We start from the raw sequence: 22,966 nt of genomic DNA on the forward strand, positions 1-22,966 counted from the left end.
GAGATATTGCAGCATTCCCAAGAACAGGCAAGATGCCTGTTCCACAAAGAGTGAATTTTCTGCTTGTGGGGTGGGCATCTTGCCCGCCCGCGAAAGGCTTATTGACAAAAATCGTGACTACAAATCTTTGGCAAATTTACCTAGATTGTCTTGCCGCCATTTAGCATCCGATCGCCTGTCTGTTTGCAATTCTAAGACGCGAATCCCGCTATTTGGCAGCAAATTTAATTTTTCTTTGAACTGTTCCCAATCCTCAATTACCTCGTGTTCCACGCCATAAGTTACACACAACTGAGCAAAATTTATCTGCTGCGGCGTGGCAAAAAACTCTTCAAAGGGCGGGTCAAATTTGGCAACGGGCAACATTTCAAAAATTCCGCCGCCGTTGTTATTAATTAATATGATTGTCAGATGACCGACAAATTTATTTTTAATTAAAAAACCGTTTGTATCGTGCAAAAGTGTTAAATCACCTGTTAGGATGATGCTGCTTTGATTGCGGTGAGCAACTCCCAAAGCTGTTGATAATGTGCCGTCTATACCGTTAGCGCCGCGATTGAAAAACGGTTTTATTTCTAAGTTGTTCGGCTTCCAGAAAAACTCTACATCTCGGACGGGCATACTGTTGGCAATAAATATCGGTGTTGCTGGGGGCAAAATTTGGGAAAGCAGCCAGGAAACTTTGGGTTCGATTATGTTGTTAATTGCTGATATTTTGTGATCTATTGTTTCTCTGACTTGGATTTCGGTGTTGCGCCAAAGTTGGAGGTATTCGTTTGAGGGAGAGGTTTGAACCCCGCCTAACCCCCCCTTGCTAAGGGGGGGGACTTGAGTTGACTCGCTCTTGTTAAGGGGGGGGACTTGAGTTAATATAGTTGCGAGATTAGTTGCGAGATTTTCTACGGAGGTTCGCAGGTGAATTGTTTTGCCGTGTAGCGGATCGAAGTTGTGGTGGCTGGGGTCGATTATGTAGCGTTTTGGTTGGGTTTTGTCTAGCCAGTTTCGCAGTTCTTTGCTTGTGGGTAAGTCTCCGATTTGAATGGCGATTTCTGGGGTTAATTTATCTGCTAGTTCGCGGTTTCGCAGGATTAAATCGTAGGTAGAAATTAGATGGGGATTTAGTTTGGCGTAGTTTCTGACTGGGGATAGTCCTTCTGCTAAAACTGGCCAGTTTAATAATTGGGAAATTTGGGCGATCGCACTACAGTATTTTTCGGCAAATTGAGGCTGTGCAACGCCTGCAATAATTATCCCTTTGCTGCACTTGTGCCATTGTTGCATGGTACTTTCTTCTCCCCCCCTTAACAAGGGGGGGCTGGGGGGGGTAGAGCTTTCTCCGGCAAAAATTGGTTCTAATCCTGCAAAGAAATGTTCGGGATTGAACTGTGTTTCTAAAGCTTCTACAGCAATGTCTGGAACGGGTACAAGCGGGTCGCGAAAGGGGATATTGAGGTGGACGGGGCCTGGTGTTGGAAATTGCGATCGCTCCCAAGCATACATTACCGTCTGCCGCAGATAGTCTAGCATTCCTGTGGACGCAGAAGGTATCGCTAATTCGGCTTGCCAGTTCGGATAATTGCCGTAGATTTTCACTTGGTCGATCGCTTGTCCGGCGTGACAGTCCCGCAGTTCGGGAGGTCGATCTGCTGTGAATATTAGCAGCGGAATTCGACTTTCTCTGGCTTCTATTATCGCAGGATAAAAGTTCGCGGCGGCGGTTCCAGATGTGCAAATTAGTGCGGTTGGTAAACCGGATTTTTGGGCAACTCCTAATGCAAAAAAGCTGGCTGAACGTTCGTCTAGTATGGGAATAGTTTCTATTTTGTTGTTCTGGGCAAAGGCAATTGTTAGCAGTGCCGATCGCGAACCGGGACAAATCACGGCTGTAGTTAATCCCAGTCGTTGCAATGTCTCTGCTAATACGGAAGCCCAGACGGTATTTGTGTTGCGAAAATCTATTGGCATTGCTAAACCTGAGTAGCTCAACTCTGTATTGTGCTACGATATTATACCCAAATAATTGTCAGGATACATTTTTATGATTCTTGAGGCGGTTGTGCTGAATGTCAAATCTGGCTGTGAGGGGGATTTTGAGATAGCTTTTAGAGAAGCCTCCCGTCTGATAGCGTCTATAGATGGATATTTATCTCACGAACTTCATCGCTGCACACAAGTTCAAGGAAAATATCTATTATTGGTTAGATGGGAAAATTTAGAAGCTCATACAATTAGATTTAGGAGTTCCCCTGCATATCAAGAGTGGAAAAGAATGCTGCACCATTTTTACAATCCTTTTCCCATAGTAGAACATTTTGAGGAAGTGAAAATTAATTAACATGACTTACCCACTCCAACCAAAGAAACCGGGTTTTTACGGAATATTCGGGCTATAACGCGTCTTTTCGTAAAAAACCAGGTTTCTGGGAGCGGATTAAAATTAGTTTAATTAGACCAAAGCGTTTAAAAGTGGTTGTAATTTGAGCTGAATTTCTGCTAGTTCTTTTTCCGGTTCGGAACCTGCCACAATACCATTACCAGCATAGAGTATAGCCCGATCGCCGTCGATTAATGCCGATCGAATCCCGACCGCGAATTCCCCATTGCCACGGGCATCGATCCAGCCGATGGGTGCTGCGTAGAGGGAGCGATCGCAGGTTTCGCAGCGGCGAATTTGTTCGAGGGCGATGTCTCTCGGAACGCCTGCTACCGCTGGGGTTGGATGCAGTTGAGCTAAAATCTTTAATAAATGAATATCGGCGGGAATTTGAGCTGTGATTGGTGTCCACAAATGCTGAATGTTTGATAGTTGCAGCAGTCTGGGAGTTGGGGAACAATTGGGGGTTATGCCTAGTTTAGAAAGGTGATGGACTATAAAATCAATCACAACTTGATGTTCTCGAATATCCTTCTCACTCTCTAGCAATCCCTGGGCTAGTTTCGCATCTTCTGCTTCAGTTTTTCCCCTCGGTGCTGAACCTGCTAAAGCATCTGTTGATAACTGATTGTTGTGAATGCTAATTAAGCGTTCTGGACTGGCACCGATGAAATTTTGACCTTTGCCGTTACTGGTTGAAAATACATAGCAATCTGGATAACTGAGGCGCAAGTTATTTAAGGAATCTATTAAACTGAAAGGGGTTTTAGAAATTACACTTATGGCTTGGTATAAAACAATTTTACTAAAATATTGAGATTTTATCAATTCTAAAGCCGACTTGACTGATGTTTTAAATTGACTGGCCTCATTGACGGGGATTTGTTTCAAAGATATCGAACTGTCGAGCGCAGTAGTTAATTTATGGTATTTTCGAGAGGCAATTTTATCAAATGTTTGCCAGATATTTTCGGCGATGCTTTTAATGTTTATATCTTTTTCTATGACGGCATTGGCGACGATAATGCAGCTATCTTTCTGTCGGGAAATTTGCCATTTGGGTAAAAATATGGTAGCGGGCGGAAAGTAAGAATTAGCCGAAATGTTCTCATCAAAAAAAGTAAAACTGCAAAAAAAGTGAGGCCCGCTAAATGGCAAGCGTTCCGCACCAAGGGTAATTGTATTGGCAAGTGTTGAACGAATAAAATTTTGAGCTAAGGTAAATCGATCGGTTCCTGCTACTGTGAGATGGATTGCCGAATCGAGGGCTGCGATCGCAAAACTGTTGCCGACAATTGGGTTTCTTTTTTCAAAGTAAAAGTGCCGCTGACAAGGTTCGGAAATCTCTTGCAGTACAGCTAGCGGATCGACGGGGTAAATTTCCTGAGAAATACTAACTATTTTTGTGCGATCTTTTTCGGTTAAAGACTGCTGGCAATTTAACAGAAACTGATGCAGTTGATTGCGGTTTTGCAAGAGATTAGCGCGGTGCGGTATTACTGTCATGAAAGCGAGAATAGCAGATTTGTCAGATAGAGTGTGGGTTTGTCCGGCTAAAACCCCTATTTCGATCTAAGCACGGGAGGGCGATCGCAAAACATGACCTTTCGAGTTTCCCGGAAAGTTTGGGCTCGCTTGGGGCAAAAAACAGACGATCCTCTTCGAGGGCTTCGCCAACGCGCGATTAATCGAAACATTTAGACATAAAACTTTAAGATTGAGCGACTCAATTTCGACAAAAGTCGATCGACCCCGCAGAGGTTTGCAGACGGGCATTACCGGGCGTGCGATCGCCCGCAAAGTCTCTCAACGGATGCCCCCCGCGCACTCAACCCGATACAGAGTAGAGTTTGTTCACCAATAAAATTGTAAAATTACTACGCTGCTATCAATTGCATCAAGTTTGTGTAATGACAACAAAGTTAATTGAACGTCCAAATAGTAAATTGTGGCTAGCGGCAATCAAGCCGCCCATGTACAGCGTTGCGGTGATTCCTATTTCAGTAGGAACAGCAGTTGCTTTTGCCGAAACTCAAACGATTAATTCGTCAATTTTTTCGACATTTTTAATGTCAGCCATTTTGATTATAGCATGGCTGAACCTCAGCAATGATGTATTTGACTCGGAAACAGGAATCGATAAAAACAAAGCGCATTCCCTAGTTAACTTAACCGGAAATAAAGCTTTAATTTTCGGGCTGGCTAACCTGTTTTTAGCAGTCGGAGTGTTGGGAATCTGCGCCATAAGCTGGTGGCAAAAAGACCCAACAGTAATTTTGCTAGTAGTTTTGTGCTGTGCTCTGGGCTACACTTATCAAGGGCCTCCGTTTCGTCTTGGCTATCAAGGTTTAGGGGAAATCATCTGCTTTTTCACCTTTGGACCGCTAGCCTTCGCCGCTGCTTATTACAGTCAGACTCAAACTTGGTCTGCAACTAATTTTGCGGCTTCGGTAATCGTGGGAATTACTACGAGTATCATCTTATTTTGTTCCCACTTTCATCAAATTGCGGATGATGTGGCGGCGGGTAAAAAATCGCCAATTGTGCGACTCGGTACAAAGAAAGGTGCCCAGTTGTTGCAGTGGTTGTGCGGCAGCGTTTATGCTTTGACGGTGCTATTTGTGGCTTTGGGAATGTTCCAAATTTGGACGCTGTTGATTTTTGGGAGTTTGCCATTTGCGATCGAGCTTTGCCGCCATGTCACAGACTATCACGACCAACCTGCAAAGGTCAGCAACTCTAAGTTTATCGCAGTTACGCTGCATTTTTCGAGCGGATTGCTGCTGGCGTTGGGCTTTGGTTTGTAGATCGGGCGATCGAGAATTCCGCTAAATTGGAGGTATGGTTTGCTAAGCTGAGGGAGTTGGGGGAGTGGGCAGAGTTGGGCGACTTCTCAAAATCTTCTTTAATTCAGCAATCCGTACCTCACATTGAATCGTAAAAAATGAGCATCAAAGCATGAGTACGCAAGTAGAAAGTGACAAAATCCTGAGCCTAGAAGAAATCATCCACTTATATCCTAGCGAGTAGGTGCTAATTGCTTACACTGAACTGGATGAGGATTTGAATGTAATTCGAGGTGAAGTTTTAGCACACTCACCGGAGCGCGATTTGCTTTACAATCATGCTTTGTCAAGGAATTGAAAATCTCTAGCACTAGAATATACTGACTCGATACCTGACAACCTAGCACTGATGTTATGAGGAAATGGCAAAATTTAATAATTATCACTTTCACTATTTCTTAACTGGCCACAAGAATCAGCAGACAATTCTATTCTTGCATGGATTTACTGGAAATTTTCAAGATTTTAGCAGCGTAATTTTCTTACTTTCTAACAGTTATTGCTGCATAGCAGTTGACCTTCCCGGTCACGGAGAAACCGGAGTCAGCGGCGACGAAAGTTGCTACAATATATCAAATACAGCCAAAGCATTGATACAGTTATTAGATGATTTACAAATAGACAAATGTTTGTTGTTGGGCTATTCAATGGGCGGTCGATTGGCACTTTACATGACTTTACATTTTCCTGAGAGATTCGAGAAAGTAGTGTTAGAGTCAGCCTCTCCGGGATTGAAGACAGAAAAAGAGCGATCGCACCGCCGGGAAGCCGATTCACAGATATCACAAAAGCTGGAAAATAGCAACATTAAAGATTTTTTATTAAACTGGTACGATCGCCCTTTATTCAAATCTTTAAAAAACTCTCCCCACTTCGACAAACTCATAGAAACCCGCTTAGCAAACAATCCCTTAGAATTAGCAAAATCCCTCCGCAACATGGGAACCGGCAACCAGCCCTCTCTCTGGGAAAAACTCGCACAAAATCAAATTCCCATCCTCTTGCTAGCGGGAGCTTATGATGATAAATTTACAAATATAAATACCGAAATTGCCAGCTTGTGTCCGGCCGCTAGTCTGGAAATTGTACCAAAAGCAGGTCACAATATCCATTTTGAAAATATTGATAAGTTTGTCACAGTTGTGAGACAATTTTATGATTAACTAAAAAACTAATGCTTTATCAAGTCGAGTTTCGCACTTATCAGCGAAAATTTAAGCGCCCCTTGCAAACAAGTCACGGCATCTGGGATACTCGCTCAGGAATTATCCTGCGACTTGTGGGCGAAAATAATCAAATGGGTTGGGGAGAAATTGCCCCTTTGAGTTGGTTTGGTTCGGAAACTTTTGAGCAAGCTTTAGATTTTTGTCAGCAGTTGCCAGGTAATATTTCATCAGAGATGATTTTCGCTATTTCCGCTGAATTGCCGGCTTGTCAATTTGGGTTTGAGTCAGCACTCTCAAACGACAAAAATTCACCCCCCCCAGCCCCCCCTTGGCAAGGGGGGGAGAAAAGCGAAAATTTAACTTACCTTTCCCAAGAGGAGGAGAAGAAGCTGAGTCAGTACAGCGGTTTATTGCCAGCAGGTGAAACAGCTTTGCAGGCTTTACCAATGCTTTGGTTAGAGGGATATCGCACGTTTAAATGGAAAATTGGTGTTGCTGCAATTGAACAAGAATTAAAGATTTTTCAGCAGCTAATCCAAGCAATGCACAATTTGTGCGATCGAGAATCGGCATTTTTGCGGTTAGATGCCAACGGGGGACTCAGTTACTCGCAGGCTAAAACATGGCTGGAAGCTTGCGACAAGGTAAAAGCAACTGACTTTTCCCCAAGCATTGAATTTTTGGAACAGCCGCTGCCCGTAACACAGTTTCAGGAAATGGTAGAATTGAATGCTATTTATGCAACTGCGATCGCCCTTGATGAATCTGCAGCCAACCTCGATCGCATCCAAGAGTGCTACAGCCAAGGCTGGCGGGGAATTTTCGTCATTAAACCTGCGATATGCGGTTCTCCATCCCAACTGCGAAAATTTTGTCAAACTCACAATATAGACGCTGTTTTCTCATCCGTATTTGAAACCCAAATCGGCCGACAAGCAGCATTAAATTTAGCAACACAATTGTCTTTAAATAATAGGGCACTCGGCTTCGGCACCGATTGCTGGTTCGATGACAATCATTCGATTTTAGATTTTAGATTTTAGATTACTCCCACGACTAAATCAACCGGGTTAGGTAATTGTTTTGAATCGAGAAAGTTGGTGAAAGCATCTATGGCAACAAATCTAACAGTAAATATCCTGGATATCGCGTCTGGCTTGCCCGATGATTGGCTTATCGGTTGTGACAGTCGCGAATTTGCCCGAATTGTCGATCGGCTATTTCAAGAAATTACCCAAAATCCCGCACAAAAAACACCCCCAAAAATTTGCCTCGCAGAACCAGAACCCGTGCAATTTCTTGCCAGTTTCACCGCCGCCCGCGCCGCCAAATGCCCGATTTTTCTCTGCAATCCCAACTGGGTAAAACAAGAATGGCAACAAGTCTTTGATTTAGTTCAACCAGACATATTTTTAGGAAAATACCCGCTTCCCAAAAATCCCTATATCCCCGTCCGCGAAGGCGGACTTCGTTTGTATAGCCGCGAATTCCATTCGCCCGACTTCAATTCGCCCACTAAAAACGGTTCTGATACGATCATGATTGCCACCGGCGGTTCTTCAGGAAAAATCCGTTTTGCCATCCACACTTGGGAAACGCTAACAGCATCAGTGCAAGGTTTTCAACAATATTTTCAAGTTGACAAAATTAACTCATTTTGCGTTTTGCCCTTATACCACGTCAGCGGTTTAATGCAATTTATGCGTTCCTTTACTACCGGAGGAAAACTCGCTGTTCAGCCATTTAAAGAATTAGAAAATGGTAAAAAAAGCGATATCAAACCCGAAAAATTTTTCATTTCTTTAGTTCCAACTCAACTGCAACGGCTGCTGCAAAACCCAGATACAGCTAATTGGCTGGGACGGTTTTGTACTGTACTTTTGGGCGGTGCTCCCGCTTGGCCGGAACTTTTAGAAACAGCTAGAAACTATCACATCAACTTAGCGCCCAGTTACGGCATGACCGAAACTGCCTCGCAAATTGCTACACTAAAACCCCAAGATTTTCTCGCTGGCAATAACAGTTCCGGTCAAATTTTACCCCACGCGCAAATAACTATTCGCAGTGCAAAAGGCGAGATTTTGTGCGATAATCAAATCGGAAACATTGCGGTAAACGCTAAATCTTTGGCGTTGGGTTATTATCCTGAAAATTTTGGCGATGCTGGCGAATATTTCCAATTAGACGATTTGGGATTTTTTGATAAAAATAACTACTTAAATATCGTCGGACGCAGCAGCGACAAAATTATCACAGGCGGAGAAAATGTATTTCCGGCGGAAGTGGAAGCCGTTGTGCGAGCGACTAATTTAGTTGCGGATATAGCTGTAATTGGCTTGCCAGACAAAGATTGGGGTCAAGTCGTTACGGCTATCTACGTTCCCGCTAATTCCGAAGTTACTCTCAAAAATCTGCAAGCGGCAATAGAAGATAAGTTGAGTAAGTTTAAGCGACCGAAATATTGGGTAATCGTCGAACAATTGCCGCGCAATTCTCAAGGCAAAGTTAATCGAGAACAATTGCAAGAAATTGCGATCGAATATCAATAATTATTAGATGATCGCACTCAATGCAAAAGGCCGAATTTCTCATGCTTATTTCCGACTTCTGACAACAGTCAACAGTCAACAGTCAAGAGTTAACTGACTAATTACGATAAACCTAACAGCCTTCTGGTCCTCTCTGCTTCTTGTCTTTGAACATCCACAAATTTCAACATTCGGTAAAGTACCTCTATTTGGGGCAACTTAATACCTGCTTGCTGCGCCACCCGTATCGGATTACCAAAAATCGCCTCAACTTCCAGGGGTCGCGATTCATCATAATCGATTTTCATGCTGGTGCGGTAAGGCTTCATTTTCTGAGTGTATTCGAGCATCTGTGGGATAAAGTCATCGGGAATAATGCGATCGCAACTTTTGGCGGCTGCTATCACTTCCCCCATGATTTCCTTGACTAAAATCAGAGTATCAGGATTAGCCATCAGTTCATCTGTTCTGGCATCCAACACTACAGACATCCCGTTATAAGGAATATTCCAAACCAGCTTTTTCCACCTTGATAATAACAAATCTTCGCTCATTTTAATAGGAATATGAGCACGTTTAAAGTCCGCAGCAATTTTGTGCAATCTATCAGTAATACCGATTATTTTGTAGTCTTGGGCGTATTCTCCCAGCGTGATAGTGCCGTAATCTAGGTGGCAGATGTGACCTGGCCCAACTTTATAAGAACAGAGAAAACACAGCCCGCCAACCACTCGTTCTGCGCCGACAATTTTAGCGACTTCCGGTTCCGTATTTAATCCGTTTTGCAATACTAAAACCGCGCCGTTATCCTTTAATAAAGGAGGCAAAATTTTGGGCAACAAGTGATTTTGAGTTGTTTTCAGCGCTAGAATTACTACGTCGCACTGAGGCATTTTGTGCGCGTCGTGGTAGGCGCGGACGTGGGGGAGGGTGAAGTCGCCTTCGGGAGACTCGACAATTAAACCGTGTTTTTTGACCTGATCGTAGTCGCTGCGTAGCAAAAAATTGACTTCTAAACCTGCTTGTTGCAGTCTAGCACCGTAAAATCCGCCTAAGGCTCCCGTGCCCACAATGGCATAATTGCGATTTGACATAATATCAAAAAGTCAGAAATAATATCAACAAAAAAGAAATTTGACTGTCATACCCTGCTATTATTTAAAGATAGAGCTAATCACAACTCTCAACTCTCAAATTTTCTCATCCACTCCATCAAGTCTTCCGATAGCTGTTTTCGAGTTCGGCTAACTGCATCGATGCAGACGTGCTTAGTAAGAGCTTTAGCAGCGCTTCTTCCTGCAACTTCCTCAGAAAATACTTGATAGGCAATTTCAAATTCATCGCCAGTAACTTGTTTGGGCGTCAATTGAATCGTCAGCCGATCGCCCGCAAACATTGGGCGATAAAAATCTACACTAGCATGAATTATGGGAAAGGCAACCTCGGTATTGCTGAAAAATGCTTTGAGATTGATTCCTGATGCTGCTAGAGATGCCTCGTAAGCTTCGTGGCACATCGCCAAAACGTTAGCAAAGTAAACGACTCCAGCAGCATCGGTATCTTGAAAGTGAACAGTGCGGGTGTAAGTGAAAGGCATTTGAGGTAGTAACGGGCGATCGCAAATTTGATCGCAATTTTACCAACCATCATATCGGTAAAACCGCACTTATGCAGAAGTGATCAGCTAAGTAAGTAGGCGGTAATTTTTTATATTGGAAAATTCGCCCTCCTCACTCCTTCCCCTTCTTTCTTAACCTTTGTTCTTAATCAACATCACGTCTATAATCTTGAGTGCAACATCTTCGGAAAGCCCCAATGCACTGTAAAGATCGTTCAAAAGTTGTTCTTCTTCTTCTGAAACCTCGCCATCGGCTAAAGCGATATCAGTTGTCACAGCAAAAACAGTTTCTTTAAGTTCGTCGGGAAGCGTTGCTAAAGCCGCATTAAACAGTACCTCCACTCCTTGCCGTTGCAGAATCATCAGCAGGCGATCGAGCATTTTTCTCATCACGTCATCGGGATAACTGCGGAACAGTTGCATCCGAGATAGGGTCATGCTAATCGCTTTACTTTCGCTGTCATTGATGTAACCGTCGGCTGCTACGGCAATTAGCGCGATCGCCGCAAATGATTCTGCCGGCCCTAACGTTACGTCCGTTTCTTGACGAGTCTGCGATACTTTATCAAATAAACCCATGATATTTTCCTCATTATTTAGTGGTCGATCTTATGGAGTCAGGATGGGTTCTGGCTCGGGAGATTTCTTTGGGGATTTTGATAATTATATCAAAATTTGTTAGTTATTTATTCTCAATAAAATTAGGAAAAAATTAAGAATTTTTATTTCGCCCTTTGGCGCTGCAATGGGGGGTTTATTCCGATCGTGAATTGCCTTCCCATAGGTCAGGTAAAACCCGCCCTCCCACCGCAGACGATCTACTTGTCCAAAATGGCTAAATCTGCTTTCAGGAAATCAACAAACTGCCGCGCAGTCCTGCCCGATCGCCCATTGCGACGAGTTGCCCATTCTTTAGCGCGGTGTTCCAAATCCTCAGCAGCGAGTTTGATTCCAGCAAGTTCTGCCAGATGTCGGACAATTGTTAAATAAGTGTTTTGATCGGCCGGTTCAAAAGTTAAAGTCAAGCCAAATCGATCGCTAAATGAAAGTTTTTCCTGCACAGTATCCCAAGCGTGAACTTCTTCTCCATCGCGGGGGCGAGGCCTGTCGTCAAAAAACTCTCGAATTAAATGCCTGCGGTTAGATGTTGCGTAAACTACCACATTTTGAGAGCGAGCAGTGACATTTCCTTCCAAAACCACTTTCAGAGCTTTAAAAGCATCGTCATCTTCTTCAAAGGAAAGGTCGTCTACAAAAACAATAAACTTTTGAGGAACTCCCCGCAACTGCTCGACAATTAGTGGCAAATCTTGCAAATCCGATTTAGATACTTCAATCAAGCGCAGATTGCGAGAGCCAAATTCATTTAACAGCGACTTCACCAAAGAAGACTTGCCCGAACCGCGGCTGCCGTACAGCAAAACGTGCAAAGCCGGATAACCTGCCAACAAAAAATCCGTATTTTTCACCACAGCATCCCGTTGCCAATCGCAGCAAACCAACTCTTTTAAAGTTATGCGATCGGGATGTGAAATACTCGCAAACTGCCCTCCCCGCCACGCAAAAGCGCGATATTCGGCAAACAAACCCGTGCCAAACTGTCGGTAATAAACTGCCAAAGATTCCGCAGCGCTCGACCATTTTTCCAGTTTTCCGTGCAGGGGCAAATCTCCCTGTTCGGCTACAGTTTCTGAATGCCAAATCGGAGGCACCGCGCCAAGTTGACCCGCTACCGCCACCCACTTGCTCAATTGTTCGCTGCTGCATTCGTAAATATTTTGCAGCACTTGTAAATCATGTCGGGCAGCCTCCACCAAAGCCGGAGGCAAACTTGCAAAATCTGTTTGCTGTGCTCGGCGTGAAAAGGGGTTTTCGTCTTTGAGAATTTCGGAAATCAGAGAATCTTTCCAGCTCAGATTTTTAGCAGCCTGAACTTTGAACCAGTTCCCGTAAGCTACCTGACATTCTAAACCGCTGACTTCGTTGTGGTGGAGGGCTTGCAGCAAATCGAGAAAAGCTTGACCTGCGGGGCTTTTGAGAACTGATTGATACAGCAGCAGGGATGCGGCTTGGCGCTGGAGGTAACGGATTTGGGCGATCGCACCAGAAGTTAGGGCTGACATAATGGCAATTGTATAACAGTTAGATATCCTGACAGGGTTTAATAAATTTTCTAACAATTCGTGACACTAATTGCAGGTCGCGCTGTATAAATTTAGATGCAAAGAGTGAAATTTGGAGGATTAAAAATGAATTTAGGGACAGCAGCGGCGATCGGCTACGGCATTTTAACACTGGTTGGCGGCATCATGGGTTATATCAAGGCCAAAAGCCAAGCCTCGCTCATTTCCGGCCTGATTAGCGGTTCGCTGCTAATTTTTGCTGGCTCCGCGCAGCTTATGGGACAAAGTTGGGGTTTAACATTAGCAGCAGCCATCTCCGCTGTTTTAGTAATAGTCTTTATTGTGCGCCTGGTTAAAACTCAAAAATTCATGCCGGCAGGAATGCTAATTTTAGCTAGCTTAGCGTCTTTGGGCGCGATCGTTTACGAAATCAGCGGTCAATATCAATAGTCATTCGATTTTAGATTTTAGATTTTAGATTTTAGATTGACTCCCCAGCCTTGAGTGGGAGCTTTAACTAAAGTCTAATTTTTTGATTTCCATGACTTATACCAATTCTGAAAAGGACGCGAGTAGGGACACGGCAATGCCGTGTCCGGTGCGGGAAGATGCGACTTTTAATAATTGGTATAATTATCAGCTTCTGTGGTTGAAACCGCCACTACACTTACCTCGGAGCCGAGCGAGCGAAAAACTAAAGATTCAAGGAGTATTAAAGCCGGATTCGGTGTCAGCCTGCATTACCAATTCCCAATTACTAAGGACTGATAAGTGCTTCAATATACTGCTGAACTTCCCTGAGTTGCTGCCGCTGGTATTCGATCCAATCTTTTTCCGCAGCTCGCTGTTCCGGCGTCTCTTTCTGATACCGCGCCTGCTTCTCTAAAAAATTATTGTAGAATTTAATTGCTTTTTCAACTGTTTGAATTGCCAGTTTCATACGCGCATCAAAAATCGCTATAATTACATTATCCAGGATTAACTCAATCACTTTACACGAATCTTCAAAATCGACCAAACTGATTCCTATCTTGCTTTTATGAACTAGAGTTTCTACAGGCTCTTTCAGCGTTTCTTTAAAAGTCTTCATATAAGAATCCGGCAAATATTTTAGTGGCTCGGTAAACTTCGATACAATCTCCCCTCCTATAGATTGCAGTCGCTCTCTAAATTTCGACTGACTATTTAGGTCAAAGCATTCAATACAAACTTCAATTTTTTCTATATCAATAGATTGTAATTCTTGAAAAATTAAACTTAGTTCATTCTCCATAATTAAAATCACTCGCTCGGCTTGGACATCAACTTCATTCCGCAACTCTTTGTGCAAATTATCTTTTTCAAAAAAACCAATAGTATCTCTTTGAAAGACTTGAGGGTTTTTATCCCACAAAAACCACTGATTTTTTAACTTGGTCGCCTTGTCGATCCAAGATTGGCGAACTTTAGCAATAGCATCATATTTGCCCTGTTTTCCTAAACTGCGAATTCTCACATCGCATCCGCTTAGTTCGCCAATTTGCTCCCAGACATCAACAGGAGATGCTCCAGCAATTCTCGGCTTGCTATTCCAGACATCCTCAGCCTGAGATACATCTTTGAAACATACCTGAAGTAACCCCTTGAGTCTGATGGCAGATTGCTTAATTTCGTCAATACAAGGTTCCACATCTAAACTGAGTTGGGTAGCTGACTGTTTAATCTCCACGGATTGATATTCGTCTGCCAACAATCGATCGCTAAACAGGGTAATAGCCTGGAATGCCTTGAGATACTCATTCATTTCCTTTAATCCCTCGTTTCCCTAAACAGCATACAATACAGAACATCTGCCTTTTTGAATGGAAACTGAGTCACAACATGGATTATATATTCACTCCTGCAACTCAGGCGCGACTCAATAGTGGCAACCTTGTACAGCCTGCTGTCAAAACAGGAAAATTGCTCCCTGCTGCTAGAGATCCGGTGACAGGGGAGTTTGTGGAGATCGGAAAAATTTTTTATCAATCAAGAAGTGAAACTCTATCCTCGCGCGGAGTTATAGGATTGCTCGCACAGTTAGCCGGAGGTGGCCCCGTACAGCCCCTGGTAGCTCCCGTATACGTGACAGTGGCGCCGTTGCAGGTTGCTCAAACTCATCAGGGGTTTCAAAAAATATACAGAATGCTTAACTGTCTGAAAATTAATTTGGCAGTGATGCAAGCGACTGCTGCTGTCATGGGTATTGGCGCTGTATCGAGCACAGTTTTGTCAGCAGTAAACCTCAACCAAGTATTAAAAATCCGAGAAGAGGCCAAGCACCAGAAGCTAAAAATTAAAGACGGGTTTATCGATCTCAGACACATCCTCAAAGATAGGGGAGTAGAGGTAATCCAGCAGATTTTTAAGGTGGCTCACGACTCTAGTTTTGAAATGCACCGCCAGAAACTGGTTAACGGTTATGAAATTTTTTCTAAAGCTATTAAACGCTGTCAGTCAGCCCTGACAGTGCCAGATATTAAACTTCGGAATTCCGAAATTAATAGCGGGCGGGATATGCTGTTTGAGGCTTTAAAAATTTATGATAATCCTAGTTTGTTGGAGGGGGTGTGTTCTGCCGGACAACTCAGGCAAATGGAATGTGTTTGGGCGATCGAGCAGGCGATCGGGGTCACGTTTCACTTGCAGCGAGCCTACGATAGGGTGAGCGATCGCCTGCTGGAACTCCAATCAAAAATTCGTCAAAATCTTCTAACTGTTGTTAAAAAATGTCAATCAGAAGCCGAACTAGATTTTTTATTTCCTGAAGTTACTAGGATTCTCGGTCATGATTTAAGTGTAATAGAATTTTGGCAAAATGAGGTTGATTGGATGGAAACTTTGTCTCCAAAAGAGCAGCACCAGTTAGCTAGTTTAGATAAACTCACCAGCGAGAGCTTAAAAAGCAGCGTGTACACTACATTCACGGTATTAGCTGCGGAACCTTCCCTTTATGAAAGTTTAAAGCAAAAGTCTCACTTTCTATCCTTGCGCGACCAGCTAACCTTCGCTGTGTCGCCGGAAATCCGCCGGGGATACGAATTTTATATCAGCCAGCAGGCGATCGCTACTGGCTATCAAGCTTTAGCTGCCTCGAATTGGCAAGAAATATCCGATTTAACTGTCGCTAACCTCTACTACTTTTTTCAAATCCGAGAAAACTCAACTGAAAATTATCCAACTGAGGACGAATTAGAAACGCCTTATTGGCACTTTCCCAAAACCTTAAAAAACGAGCTTAATTACAGCAATTAAATGACAGGAAACCAATTACCTCAGCCACAACTTAATAGTATTGTCTTTAGAACCGCTAGCAATAGTTTTGCCATCAGGACTAAAAGTCACCACATAAACCTCATCGGAATGTCCCGTCAAAGTATTCAGCAATTCTCCGGTAGCAAAATCCCAAATTTTAATAGTTTTATCCTTGCTCCCGCTCGCAATAAACTTCCCGTCGGGGCTGATAGCAACCGAGACAATATCGTCAGAATGTCCCTTGATAGAGCGAATTAAATCTCCTGTTTCGATATTCCAGATTTTAATACTTTCATCGTAGGAACCGCTAACAATTGTCTTGCCGTCTGGGCTAACAGCAATCGACCTCACGGGGTCGCCGTGTCCCTCAATAGTTTTGAGCAACGCCCCTGTTGCGACATCAACAACTGTAATTTTTTTATCCTTAGAAGCGCTCACCAAACTTTTTCCATCGGGAGTGAAAGCAACAGAATAAACAAAATCTGTATGGTCTGGAAAACTCTGAATCAAACGACCAGTTGCTGCCTCCGAAATCTTTGTGGTTTTGTCTCCGCTACCGCTAGCCACAAGCTGTCCGTCGGGACTGAGAGCGACAGACCAAACAGAAGCAGTGTGGTCGAGACTGCGAATCACTTGCCCTGTTTTCAAATCCCACAGCATGACTCGCCAAAAACCGGTTCCAGTCGCCAGTTTCGTACCGTTTGAGTCAAAAGCAACCGACCAAATAGTGGAGGAATCTCCTGGAAAAGTGCGGATCGACTTGCCTGTAGCTAAATCCCAAATTTGGATGGTTTTGTCTTTAGAACCGCTGGCTAACATTAAGCCGTCTGGACTGAAAGCAACAGACCCAACGGCATCTGAATGCTGAGCGAAGTTTTTGACTTTGGCGTTCTTCCACCGCAGACCTGCTTGGCACTGTTCCTGTAACTCCTGAGCGGACGCATAGCTGCTGGAAGTATCGGCAATTGTTGGTATTTGGCTGATGCAGTCTTCATAATTACTGCCTTTATAAAGAGCTGCAATTTGATTGAGCTGTTGGGATTCTTTCTGGACTCGCTGCTGCCATTCTTGCCACTTGAGATATCCGTAAATTCCGCCGATCGCAGCTAAGATAGCCGCAATTGTTGCCCCGGCGAGATAAGGATTGAATTTGCGAGTTTCTCTGGGGACAAGTGCTGCTGGGCTGGCGATCCTCTCCGAGGGCTGCGCTAACGAGAAATCGGTTTTTCCGTTCAGATTTACCTGCGAGGATACCGCCGGACTTGCCTGCAATTCGAGTTGAGGGGCGCTGCTGGCTGGTGGCCCATTGGGGTTGCGGTGTCCCTCCAAAACTGTGGAGATCGCCTTGTACAATTTAGCAAATAAAGATTTAGGAATGACTAATTCTTCGATTTTCGCGGCATCTTCGTCGGTAAGCCCTAAAACTTGCTGCAAGCGTTTTAATTCGCCGCGAGTTTCCACAGAAAAGGGATATTCTTGCTGCATTGCTTCTTGCAGTGATTGTTCGTAGCGTTCGCCTTTTTGCCTATATTTGCGGTAAGGGTTCAACACCTCATCTTCGATCGCCTCTGCTTCTTCTGGCAGCAATTCCAAACTGACGCGCAGTTCATCTAATATTCTCCGACCGACGACTGTAATATCACCCCGGCTGCTGCTGCGCCGATCGACTTCTTCGCGATATATTGTCAGCTTGGGAATCCGCGCCCGCGAGCGATCGCCAATTTTCCTCAAATCGGCTAAAGCTTCCGCCGCCGACTGGTATCTCTCCCGAAAATCGTAGCGCACCATATTATCCAAAACATCGGCCAGCGCTTGGGAACACGTGGCTAAATGCCGCCAAACAATTTCGCCTTTATTAGAATTTTTCAAATCCCGCAGTTTCGGCAAATCGTAAGCCGGCAAACCCGTCATTGCTTGGATGCCAATCATTCCCAAAGCGTAGATATCGCTGTTGAGTTGCGGGTTGTATTGAAATTGTTCGATCGGCATATATTCCAGCGTGCCAATCCGCACAGTTACCGGCGCTTGTCTTTGAGCGATGTGAATTTCTTTCACCGAGCCAAAGTCGATTAAAACTAACTTATTGTCTGAATAGCGGCGGATTAAATTGGCTGGTTTAATATCTCGGTGAATTACTCCCTGTCCGTGTACAAACACTAAAATTTCTAACAGTTCCTTCAGCAAAGCAATCATTTTTTCTTCTGTTAGAGGTTTGCCCGGTACAATCTCGGTTGATAGCGAGTGACCTGCAACAAAGGATTCAACTAAGAAAAATTCTTCATTTTCTTCAAAATAAGCGAATAGCTGAGGGATTTGGTCGTGTTGACCGAGCTTTTCTAGAACTTCTGCTTCTTTTTGAAAAAGACGGCGCGTAGTATTAATTAATTTCGGTTCGGTGGTACCGGGACGCAGGTGCTTGACAAAGCACTGCGGTTCTCCGGGACGGCGAATATCTTTGGCCAGATAGGTTTGTCCAAATTCTCCTGTTTCTATGACTTCAATGATTTGATAGCGTCCATCTAAAAGTTGGCTCACCATGATAATAACGCAGCCTTTTTTTGGTTGATTTTCGCAAGAAACAGTTGCACTGTTGAGTCAGTTGTAAAGCCTTTTTCCGGTAAATTAGGTGTTCCTGGGCCTTGGCAAAACAGGGCATTGGGCCTTGGCAAAACAGGGCATTGGGTATTGGGAATAGTTGTTTCTTTCCTTCTTCTTTCTGTCCTTCTTCCGACTTCCATCGGACTTCTTCCCTCTTTCTTTTTTCCTTCTGACTTCTTTCCTTCTGACTTCTGACTTCTGACTTCTGACTGAGATATTACACCATTCTCAATTACTTGTTGAGGAACAGGCAAGATGCCTGTTCCACAAGAAAACTCATTCTTTGTGGAACGGGCATCTTGCCCGTTCTTGACAATTGTGCAACATCTCAGTTCTGACATACTTTATTTTTTCAACATCTGCAAAGCTTGATATCCCAAAAAGAAAAAACCCAAAGCGCCGAGTACCGCTATCGTGTTCGCAAACACATCGACTGTAAAAAATTCGCCCATTGCAATATCCTCTGAAAACTGATATCTATCCTCGGCTTTTCGGTCGCTGTCTGGGTGAGGGGTCTTGCCCCTCGCTGCGGGCGAGCCGAAAGATGCTCACAAATTATAGCAAAAGAGGCGGTCAAAATAACTTTTCGGGCGATCGACTAGCTTTTTGTTTTAATATTTTTTAATATTTAGGGAGACAAATCGTGTACCGAAATTTTGAGGTCAGTTCGCTTTGATATTGTTAACCCTGCTAATTTTTTCTCTGATTGTAAGTAGAGCTTACACTAAGAATTTGCGCCGATCGGTCGAAAATGCGCCTCGAACGGACAGAAGTTTGGCTAAACTGTCACCGGAGTCCACCGCGCAGTTCCCTAAAGTTTCGGTAATCGTACCAGCATACAACGAGGCAGAGAATATTCGGGATTGCGCGATCGCCATTTTGGAGAGTACACCGCTGTCTGTGGGCAACTTAGAGGTTTTAATTGTAGACGATCGATCGACAGACGACACCAAGGCGATCGGGCAAACCCTGCAACAGCATCTCAACGACCCCCGGCTTAAAATATTAGCAGGTCAGCCGCGACCAACCAACCAATATTGGGCGGGCAAAAACTGGGCCTGCGCCCAAGCTGTTCAAATAGCAACCGGAGACTTCTTATTATTTATCGATGCCGACGTGCGACTCAAACCAGGGGCGATCGAAACCGCTATCGCCACAGCCGAAACCGAGAAAATAGACTTGTTTACCTGTATGCCAGCGCTGGTTTGCGAGTGTTTTGCCGAGTGGTTGGTGCAGCCGATAATGTTCAATAACTTAGCAGTTTGCTTCGACTTCACCGCCGTCAACGATCCCTCGAAAACAGACAGTGCTTTTGCCGCCGGCCCGTTCATGTTATTTAGGCGATCGGCTTATGAAAAAATCGGCGGTCACGAAGCAGTTGCCGGCCAAATTGTCGAAGATGTGGAATTAGCTAGGCGCATTAAACGTGCGGGTTTAAAGCTCGGACTTTATTCCGGGTCAAATTTGGCATCCGTGCAGATGTATCGGTCTTGGAGCGCCTTGTGGGAAGGCTGGACAAAGAATCTGTATCTCGGCGCTAACCGCAGTTGGGGCATGATGGTTTACATGGCCGCAATTATGTTTTTTCTTTATCCTATGCCGTGGTTGGCATTAGGTATTTTGCTCGCTAACGGCGGCTTCACAGAAATTCTGACAATTACCAATTACCAATTACCAATTACCAACTACCAATTGCCAATTACCTGGTTAACTATCTGTTTCTCCGTAATCGTAATTTGGCAGCATTACAATTTGCGCCGCTTGGGTGCCGAGATTTCTGAATGTCCTAGGAAATACTGGTGGTTGGGAGGTTTCGGAGGTGCGTTAGTGGCGGCGATGGCGATCGGTTCTGCGATTAAAACTGAAACCGGTTGGGGATGGACTTGGCGGGGTAGAACTTTGCAAATTAAGAGTTAATTAAGACTTGCATATGGGCAGGTAAGATGCCCAACCCCTACTCCCCACAAAAAAATAACTCCTTGTGGAACAGGCCGGAAAGCCTGTTCTTAAAAATCATCTAAAATGTGAGTTATAGAAGAAAGAAGGAAAAAGAAATAAGGCAGAGCTAATCATAACATCCGTTACAGAATCCGTTGCCGAACTTCCGCGTATACAAAAGCAGGTACGCGCTTGTAAGCAGGCGTGCCCGATCGCTTTTCTATTTCCGGGTTAAAAATCACATTAACTTCAGGATAAAACATCAAAGCAGCACCCTCACGAACCGCCCCGTAAATCACCTCGACATTTTCCATTTTCCCCACATTTCCCTGCACCGTAACCCGCTGATGTTCTTGAAAACCCGTGCTTTCTGCATCCGCGCGGTTCATCAAAATGCAGTTGCGGTGCGGCATTCCCCGGTATTTGTCATCAATTTTGTAGACGACAGTATTATGCTGAGAATAGCTGCGTCCCGTCATCAATGCCACAACTAAACCCCGCACCGATTCCGGTACTCCAAACTCTTGAGGTCGCGGTAATTTCAGTTTAGGTAAAGGCGCGACAAACATCTTCGCTTTCCCAGACTCTGTAGGAAATTTAGGTTCTGTAAAAATGCGACCGCTGATGGTGAATTCCTCTTTGGTTTCATCAATTGTCGCTATTTTTTCATAGCCCGGAATAGTTTGGGCAATCACTTGACGAACGTATTTTGTGTCTTGAAGTCTGCGCCAATCAACGGGAAAATCGCCGTGAATTCTGCTAGCTAATTCTGTCAAAAAATAGACTTCAGGAATCAAATCCGAATTCTGGAGATGAGTTTCGCCCTCATCATTTAAACGCACAAAATTATTACCGGCTTCCACCGTTGTTTTGTGGGGGTTTTCAAAGCGATTCAGCACGGGAATCACAATTGTATTGTGTTTTGCCAATCCGTGAAAATGCCCTAAATTCGGTTTGGTTGCGAGGTAGATAACGGTTTCAACATTGGCTAAAGCGCGTTTGGCCTGAGTTGAATCGGGATTTGCCCCGTATAAGTTGCCGCCCAGACAGATCAGGGTATCGACTTTGCCTGCATCTGCTGCTTCAATGAGCGATCGAGTGTCATAACCCTTAACAGGGCTGAGGGGACGATCTAACAGTTTTTCTAAAGCTTGTTGAATTTCTTTTTTCAGCTTTACAGTCACGCCCATAGAGCCGAATCCTTGGACGTTTGAGTGGCCTCTGACGGGCATTAATCCAGCACCTTCTTTGCCGACATTTCCTGTTATTAAGGCAGTGTTGGCGATACTGAAAACATTATCTACACCGTTATCGTGTTGGGTAATTCCCATCGCCCAACCGAAGACAACTCGCTGGGACGTGCCGATAATTTTGGCTGCTGCCTCTATTTCTGCGCGGGAAACTCCGCAGGTTTTAGTAATAGTTTCCCAATCGGTTTCGCGGGCGTGCTGGACTACTGCTTCCCAGCCTTCTGTATAGGCTTGTAAGTATTTTTTGTCCAGCAATCCTTGTTCGATTATAGACTTTTGAATACCGACAAAGAGCGCCGTATCGCTACCGGGAATTGGTTGCAAGTATAGCGAAGAAATATCGGAACCGGGGATGAGCGACTTGACAGGAAATGCCGGAGAACCAAACTTGACTAAGCCGATTTCCATCACCGGGTTAATTACAATTATTTTACCGCCTTTGTCGCGAATTTTAATCAATTCGTTCATCAAGCGGGGATGGTTGTAGGAAGAATTGCTGCCCGCGAGCACGACGCAATCTGCTTCCTTCAAGTTTTCTAGACTCACTAACGAGGTGCGGGTGGCAAACATTTCGCTTAACCCGATTGTCGAGGGAGCGTGGCAGAGATCAGAACAATCTGCTAAGTTATTGGAACCCATCGCCCGCATCATCAATTGCAACAGAAAAGCCGCTTCGTTGGAAGAACGGCCAGAACTGTAGGATGCCACTCGTTCGGGGGTTTTGCGGAAGGCAGCTTCGGCAATTTGATAAACTTCTTCCCAAGAAATGCGATCGTAATGAGAGGAACCAGCCCGCAAAATCATCGGAAAACTCAGCCTTCCCAGCCTGTCTGCTTCCATTGAAGTTAATTGCTGAAGTTTGGCAATACTTTGTTGTTCAAAAAATTGAGTTGAGATAGCCGGCTTGATTTCAGCGGAGATTGCTTCGACGCTTTTCATGCAGCGCTGAAGTTTTTCGCCCTCTTCATTTGTAAAACCTCCTTTCTGCCCGCCAGTGCCCCAAGAACATGACAAACAAGCACTTTTGTGCAGCAAAGTTTTCCAAAGTTTCGGGCCTTCCGGGGACAATGTATGTTTTGCCCAATATTCTATTATGGGCAAACCGCCACCTATCTCTGGTGTTTCCTCGTTTGTCTCGTTGAAGGGCGGGATTGGTTGGACATTTTGGGAGTTGACATCCATGCGGTTTACCTTTTGTTGGAATTGCGGATTGATGCGGCGGGCAAACCGCCAAAGGAGTTAAGTTTATTAC

At 44.4% G+C, this 22,966-nt stretch carries 19 protein-coding genes; 9 read left to right on the forward strand and 10 right to left on the reverse strand.

All coding sequences use genetic code 11. The annotated features are described in order from the left end of the window. Positions 1-117 precede the first annotated feature (117 nt). Positions 118-1,965, reverse strand: a complete 1,848-nt coding sequence (gene menD / locus QUA70_RS14175; protein WP_333347754.1) for a 2-succinyl-5-enolpyruvyl-6-hydroxy-3-cyclohexene-1-carboxylic-acid synthase — start codon at positions 1,963-1,965, stop codon at positions 118-120. 73 nt (positions 1,966-2,038) lie between these two features. Here menD and QUA70_RS14180 point away from each other — a divergent pair, with 73 nt between their 5' ends. Beyond that, positions 2,039-2,335, forward strand: coding sequence for an antibiotic biosynthesis monooxygenase (locus tag QUA70_RS14180; protein ID WP_333347757.1), 297 nt, complete (start codon positions 2,039-2,041; stop codon positions 2,333-2,335). A 111-nt stretch (positions 2,336-2,446) separates the two neighbouring features. Here QUA70_RS14180 and QUA70_RS14185 read toward each other — a convergent pair whose 3' ends face one another. Further along, entirely contained in the window at positions 2,447-3,880 is a 1,434-nt protein-coding gene (locus QUA70_RS14185) for an isochorismate synthase (RefSeq protein ID WP_333347760.1), read from the reverse strand. A gap of 211 nt (positions 3,881-4,091) precedes the next feature. Between QUA70_RS14185 and QUA70_RS14190 the strand changes: the two genes are divergently transcribed. The 5 genes from QUA70_RS14190 to QUA70_RS14210 all read left to right on the forward strand — a co-directional run bounded on the left by QUA70_RS14190 (position 4,092) and on the right by QUA70_RS14210 (position 8,935). Next, positions 4,092-4,238: a hypothetical protein gene (locus QUA70_RS14190; RefSeq protein WP_333347762.1), complete on the forward strand. Its 147-nt coding sequence runs from the start codon at positions 4,092-4,094 to the stop codon at positions 4,236-4,238. 46 nt (positions 4,239-4,284) lie between these two features. Beyond that, positions 4,285-5,181: a 2-carboxy-1,4-naphthoquinone phytyltransferase gene (gene menA / locus QUA70_RS14195; protein ID WP_333347764.1), complete on the forward strand. Its 897-nt coding sequence runs from the start codon at positions 4,285-4,287 to the stop codon at positions 5,179-5,181. Between the two features lie 401 nt (positions 5,182-5,582). Then, a complete protein-coding gene (menH, locus tag QUA70_RS14200) occupies positions 5,583-6,383 on the forward strand; it encodes a 2-succinyl-6-hydroxy-2,4-cyclohexadiene-1-carboxylate synthase (RefSeq protein WP_333347767.1) in 801 nt (266 codons plus the stop codon). Positions 6,384-6,394: 11 nt separating this feature from the next. Then, a complete protein-coding gene (locus QUA70_RS14205; protein WP_333347770.1) occupies positions 6,395-7,429 on the forward strand; it encodes an o-succinylbenzoate synthase in 1,035 nt (344 codons plus the stop codon). A gap of 69 nt (positions 7,430-7,498) precedes the next feature. Next, positions 7,499-8,935 carry a 2-succinylbenzoate--CoA ligase gene (locus tag QUA70_RS14210; RefSeq protein WP_333347772.1) on the forward strand — a complete coding sequence of 479 codons (1,437 nt, stop codon included), beginning with the start codon at positions 7,499-7,501 and terminating at the stop codon, positions 8,933-8,935. A 101-nt stretch (positions 8,936-9,036) separates the two neighbouring features. Here QUA70_RS14210 and QUA70_RS14215 read toward each other — a convergent pair whose 3' ends face one another. From QUA70_RS14215 to QUA70_RS14230, 4 genes are all read right to left on the reverse strand, one after another. Continuing rightward, positions 9,037-10,008: a putative 2-dehydropantoate 2-reductase gene (locus QUA70_RS14215; protein ID WP_333347774.1), complete on the reverse strand. Its 972-nt coding sequence runs from the start codon at positions 10,006-10,008 to the stop codon at positions 9,037-9,039. A gap of 89 nt (positions 10,009-10,097) precedes the next feature. Further along, on the reverse strand, positions 10,098-10,511 hold the full coding sequence (locus tag QUA70_RS14220; protein WP_333328706.1) for a thioesterase family protein: 414 nt from the start codon (positions 10,509-10,511) through the stop codon (positions 10,098-10,100). 153 nt (positions 10,512-10,664) lie between these two features. Further along, complete coding sequence (locus QUA70_RS14225) at positions 10,665-11,111, reverse strand: tellurite resistance TerB family protein (protein ID WP_333328709.1); 447 nt, start codon at positions 11,109-11,111, stop codon at positions 10,665-10,667. 239 nt (positions 11,112-11,350) lie between these two features. Continuing rightward, positions 11,351-12,655 (reverse strand): ATP-binding protein, encoded by a 1,305-nt coding sequence (locus QUA70_RS14230; RefSeq protein WP_333347777.1) that lies wholly within the window; start codon positions 12,653-12,655, stop codon positions 11,351-11,353. A 126-nt stretch (positions 12,656-12,781) separates the two neighbouring features. On the opposite strand from QUA70_RS14230, the gene QUA70_RS14235 reads away from it, so the two are divergent. Continuing rightward, the gene (locus QUA70_RS14235) at positions 12,782-13,105 is read left to right on the forward strand and encodes a TMEM14 family protein (RefSeq protein ID WP_333328714.1); all 324 of its coding nucleotides are present in this window, start codon (positions 12,782-12,784) and stop codon (positions 13,103-13,105) included. 307 nt (positions 13,106-13,412) lie between these two features. On the opposite strand, the gene QUA70_RS14240 is transcribed toward QUA70_RS14235, so the two are convergent. Then, the gene (locus QUA70_RS14240; protein ID WP_333328717.1) at positions 13,413-14,438 is read right to left on the reverse strand and encodes a hypothetical protein; all 1,026 of its coding nucleotides are present in this window, start codon (positions 14,436-14,438) and stop codon (positions 13,413-13,415) included. A gap of 77 nt (positions 14,439-14,515) precedes the next feature. Here QUA70_RS14240 and QUA70_RS14245 point away from each other — a divergent pair, with 77 nt between their 5' ends. Next, a complete protein-coding gene (locus QUA70_RS14245) occupies positions 14,516-15,928 on the forward strand; it encodes a hypothetical protein (RefSeq protein ID WP_333347780.1) in 1,413 nt (470 codons plus the stop codon). 15 nt (positions 15,929-15,943) lie between these two features. On the opposite strand, the gene QUA70_RS14250 is transcribed toward QUA70_RS14245, so the two are convergent. Both QUA70_RS14250 and QUA70_RS14255 read right to left on the reverse strand, forming a co-directional pair. Next, positions 15,944-18,466 (reverse strand): protein kinase domain-containing protein, encoded by a 2,523-nt coding sequence (locus QUA70_RS14250; RefSeq protein ID WP_333347782.1) that lies wholly within the window; start codon positions 18,464-18,466, stop codon positions 15,944-15,946. Then, positions 18,460-18,867, reverse strand: a complete 408-nt coding sequence (locus QUA70_RS14255) for a hypothetical protein (protein WP_333347784.1) — start codon at positions 18,865-18,867, stop codon at positions 18,460-18,462. The genes QUA70_RS14250 and QUA70_RS14255 overlap by 7 nt, the downstream gene beginning before the upstream one ends. Positions 18,868-19,198: 331 nt before the next feature. Here QUA70_RS14255 and QUA70_RS14260 point away from each other — a divergent pair, with 331 nt between their 5' ends. Next, positions 19,199-20,443 (forward strand): glycosyltransferase family 2 protein, encoded by a 1,245-nt coding sequence (locus QUA70_RS14260; RefSeq protein WP_333347787.1) that lies wholly within the window; start codon positions 19,199-19,201, stop codon positions 20,441-20,443. Between the two features lie 164 nt (positions 20,444-20,607). Here QUA70_RS14260 and QUA70_RS14265 read toward each other — a convergent pair whose 3' ends face one another. Continuing rightward, a complete protein-coding gene (locus tag QUA70_RS14265) occupies positions 20,608-22,896 on the reverse strand; it encodes an FdhF/YdeP family oxidoreductase (protein WP_333347790.1) in 2,289 nt (762 codons plus the stop codon). Between the last annotated feature and the right edge of the window lie 70 nt (positions 22,897-22,966).

The sequence above is a fragment of the Microcoleus sp. LAD1_D5 genome (genome assembly GCF_036702115.1).
Lineage (GTDB): Bacteria > Cyanobacteriota > Cyanobacteriia > Cyanobacteriales > Microcoleaceae > Microcoleus.

What these genes read in the sequence shown, in the direction of transcription:
- QUA70_RS14225 (WP_333328709.1), bottom strand. Translation starts at nt 11,111, where the DNA reads ATGGGTTTATTTGATAAAGTATCGCAGACTCGTCAAGAAACGGACGTA.
- menH (WP_333347767.1), top strand. Translation starts at nt 5,583, where the DNA reads ATGGCAAAATTTAATAATTATCACTTTCACTATTTCTTAACTGGCCAC.
- QUA70_RS14180 (WP_333347757.1), top strand. Translation starts at nt 2,039, where the DNA reads ATGATTCTTGAGGCGGTTGTGCTGAATGTCAAATCTGGCTGTGAGGGG.
- menA (WP_333347764.1), top strand. Translation starts at nt 4,285, where the DNA reads ATGACAACAAAGTTAATTGAACGTCCAAATAGTAAATTGTGGCTAGCG.
- QUA70_RS14230 (WP_333347777.1), bottom strand. Translation starts at nt 12,655, where the DNA reads ATGTCAGCCCTAACTTCTGGTGCGATCGCCCAAATCCGTTACCTCCAG.
- QUA70_RS14265 (WP_333347790.1), bottom strand. Translation starts at nt 22,896, where the DNA reads ATGGATGTCAACTCCCAAAATGTCCAACCAATCCCGCCCTTCAACGAG.
- menD (WP_333347754.1), bottom strand. Translation starts at nt 1,965, where the DNA reads ATGCCAATAGATTTTCGCAACACAAATACCGTCTGGGCTTCCGTATTA.
- QUA70_RS14250 (WP_333347782.1), bottom strand. Translation starts at nt 18,466, where the DNA reads ATGGTGAGCCAACTTTTAGATGGACGCTATCAAATCATTGAAGTCATA.
- QUA70_RS14240 (WP_333328717.1), bottom strand. Translation starts at nt 14,438, where the DNA reads ATGAATGAGTATCTCAAGGCATTCCAGGCTATTACCCTGTTTAGCGAT.
- QUA70_RS14185 (WP_333347760.1), bottom strand. Translation starts at nt 3,880, where the DNA reads ATGACAGTAATACCGCACCGCGCTAATCTCTTGCAAAACCGCAATCAA.
- QUA70_RS14210 (WP_333347772.1), top strand. Translation starts at nt 7,499, where the DNA reads ATGGCAACAAATCTAACAGTAAATATCCTGGATATCGCGTCTGGCTTG.
- QUA70_RS14235 (WP_333328714.1), top strand. Translation starts at nt 12,782, where the DNA reads ATGAATTTAGGGACAGCAGCGGCGATCGGCTACGGCATTTTAACACTG.
- QUA70_RS14245 (WP_333347780.1), top strand. Translation starts at nt 14,516, where the DNA reads ATGGATTATATATTCACTCCTGCAACTCAGGCGCGACTCAATAGTGGC.
- QUA70_RS14205 (WP_333347770.1), top strand. Translation starts at nt 6,395, where the DNA reads ATGCTTTATCAAGTCGAGTTTCGCACTTATCAGCGAAAATTTAAGCGC.
- QUA70_RS14220 (WP_333328706.1), bottom strand. Translation starts at nt 10,511, where the DNA reads ATGCCTTTCACTTACACCCGCACTGTTCACTTTCAAGATACCGATGCT.
- QUA70_RS14255 (WP_333347784.1), bottom strand. Translation starts at nt 18,867, where the DNA reads ATGTCAGAACTGAGATGTTGCACAATTGTCAAGAACGGGCAAGATGCC.
- QUA70_RS14215 (WP_333347774.1), bottom strand. Translation starts at nt 10,008, where the DNA reads ATGTCAAATCGCAATTATGCCATTGTGGGCACGGGAGCCTTAGGCGGA.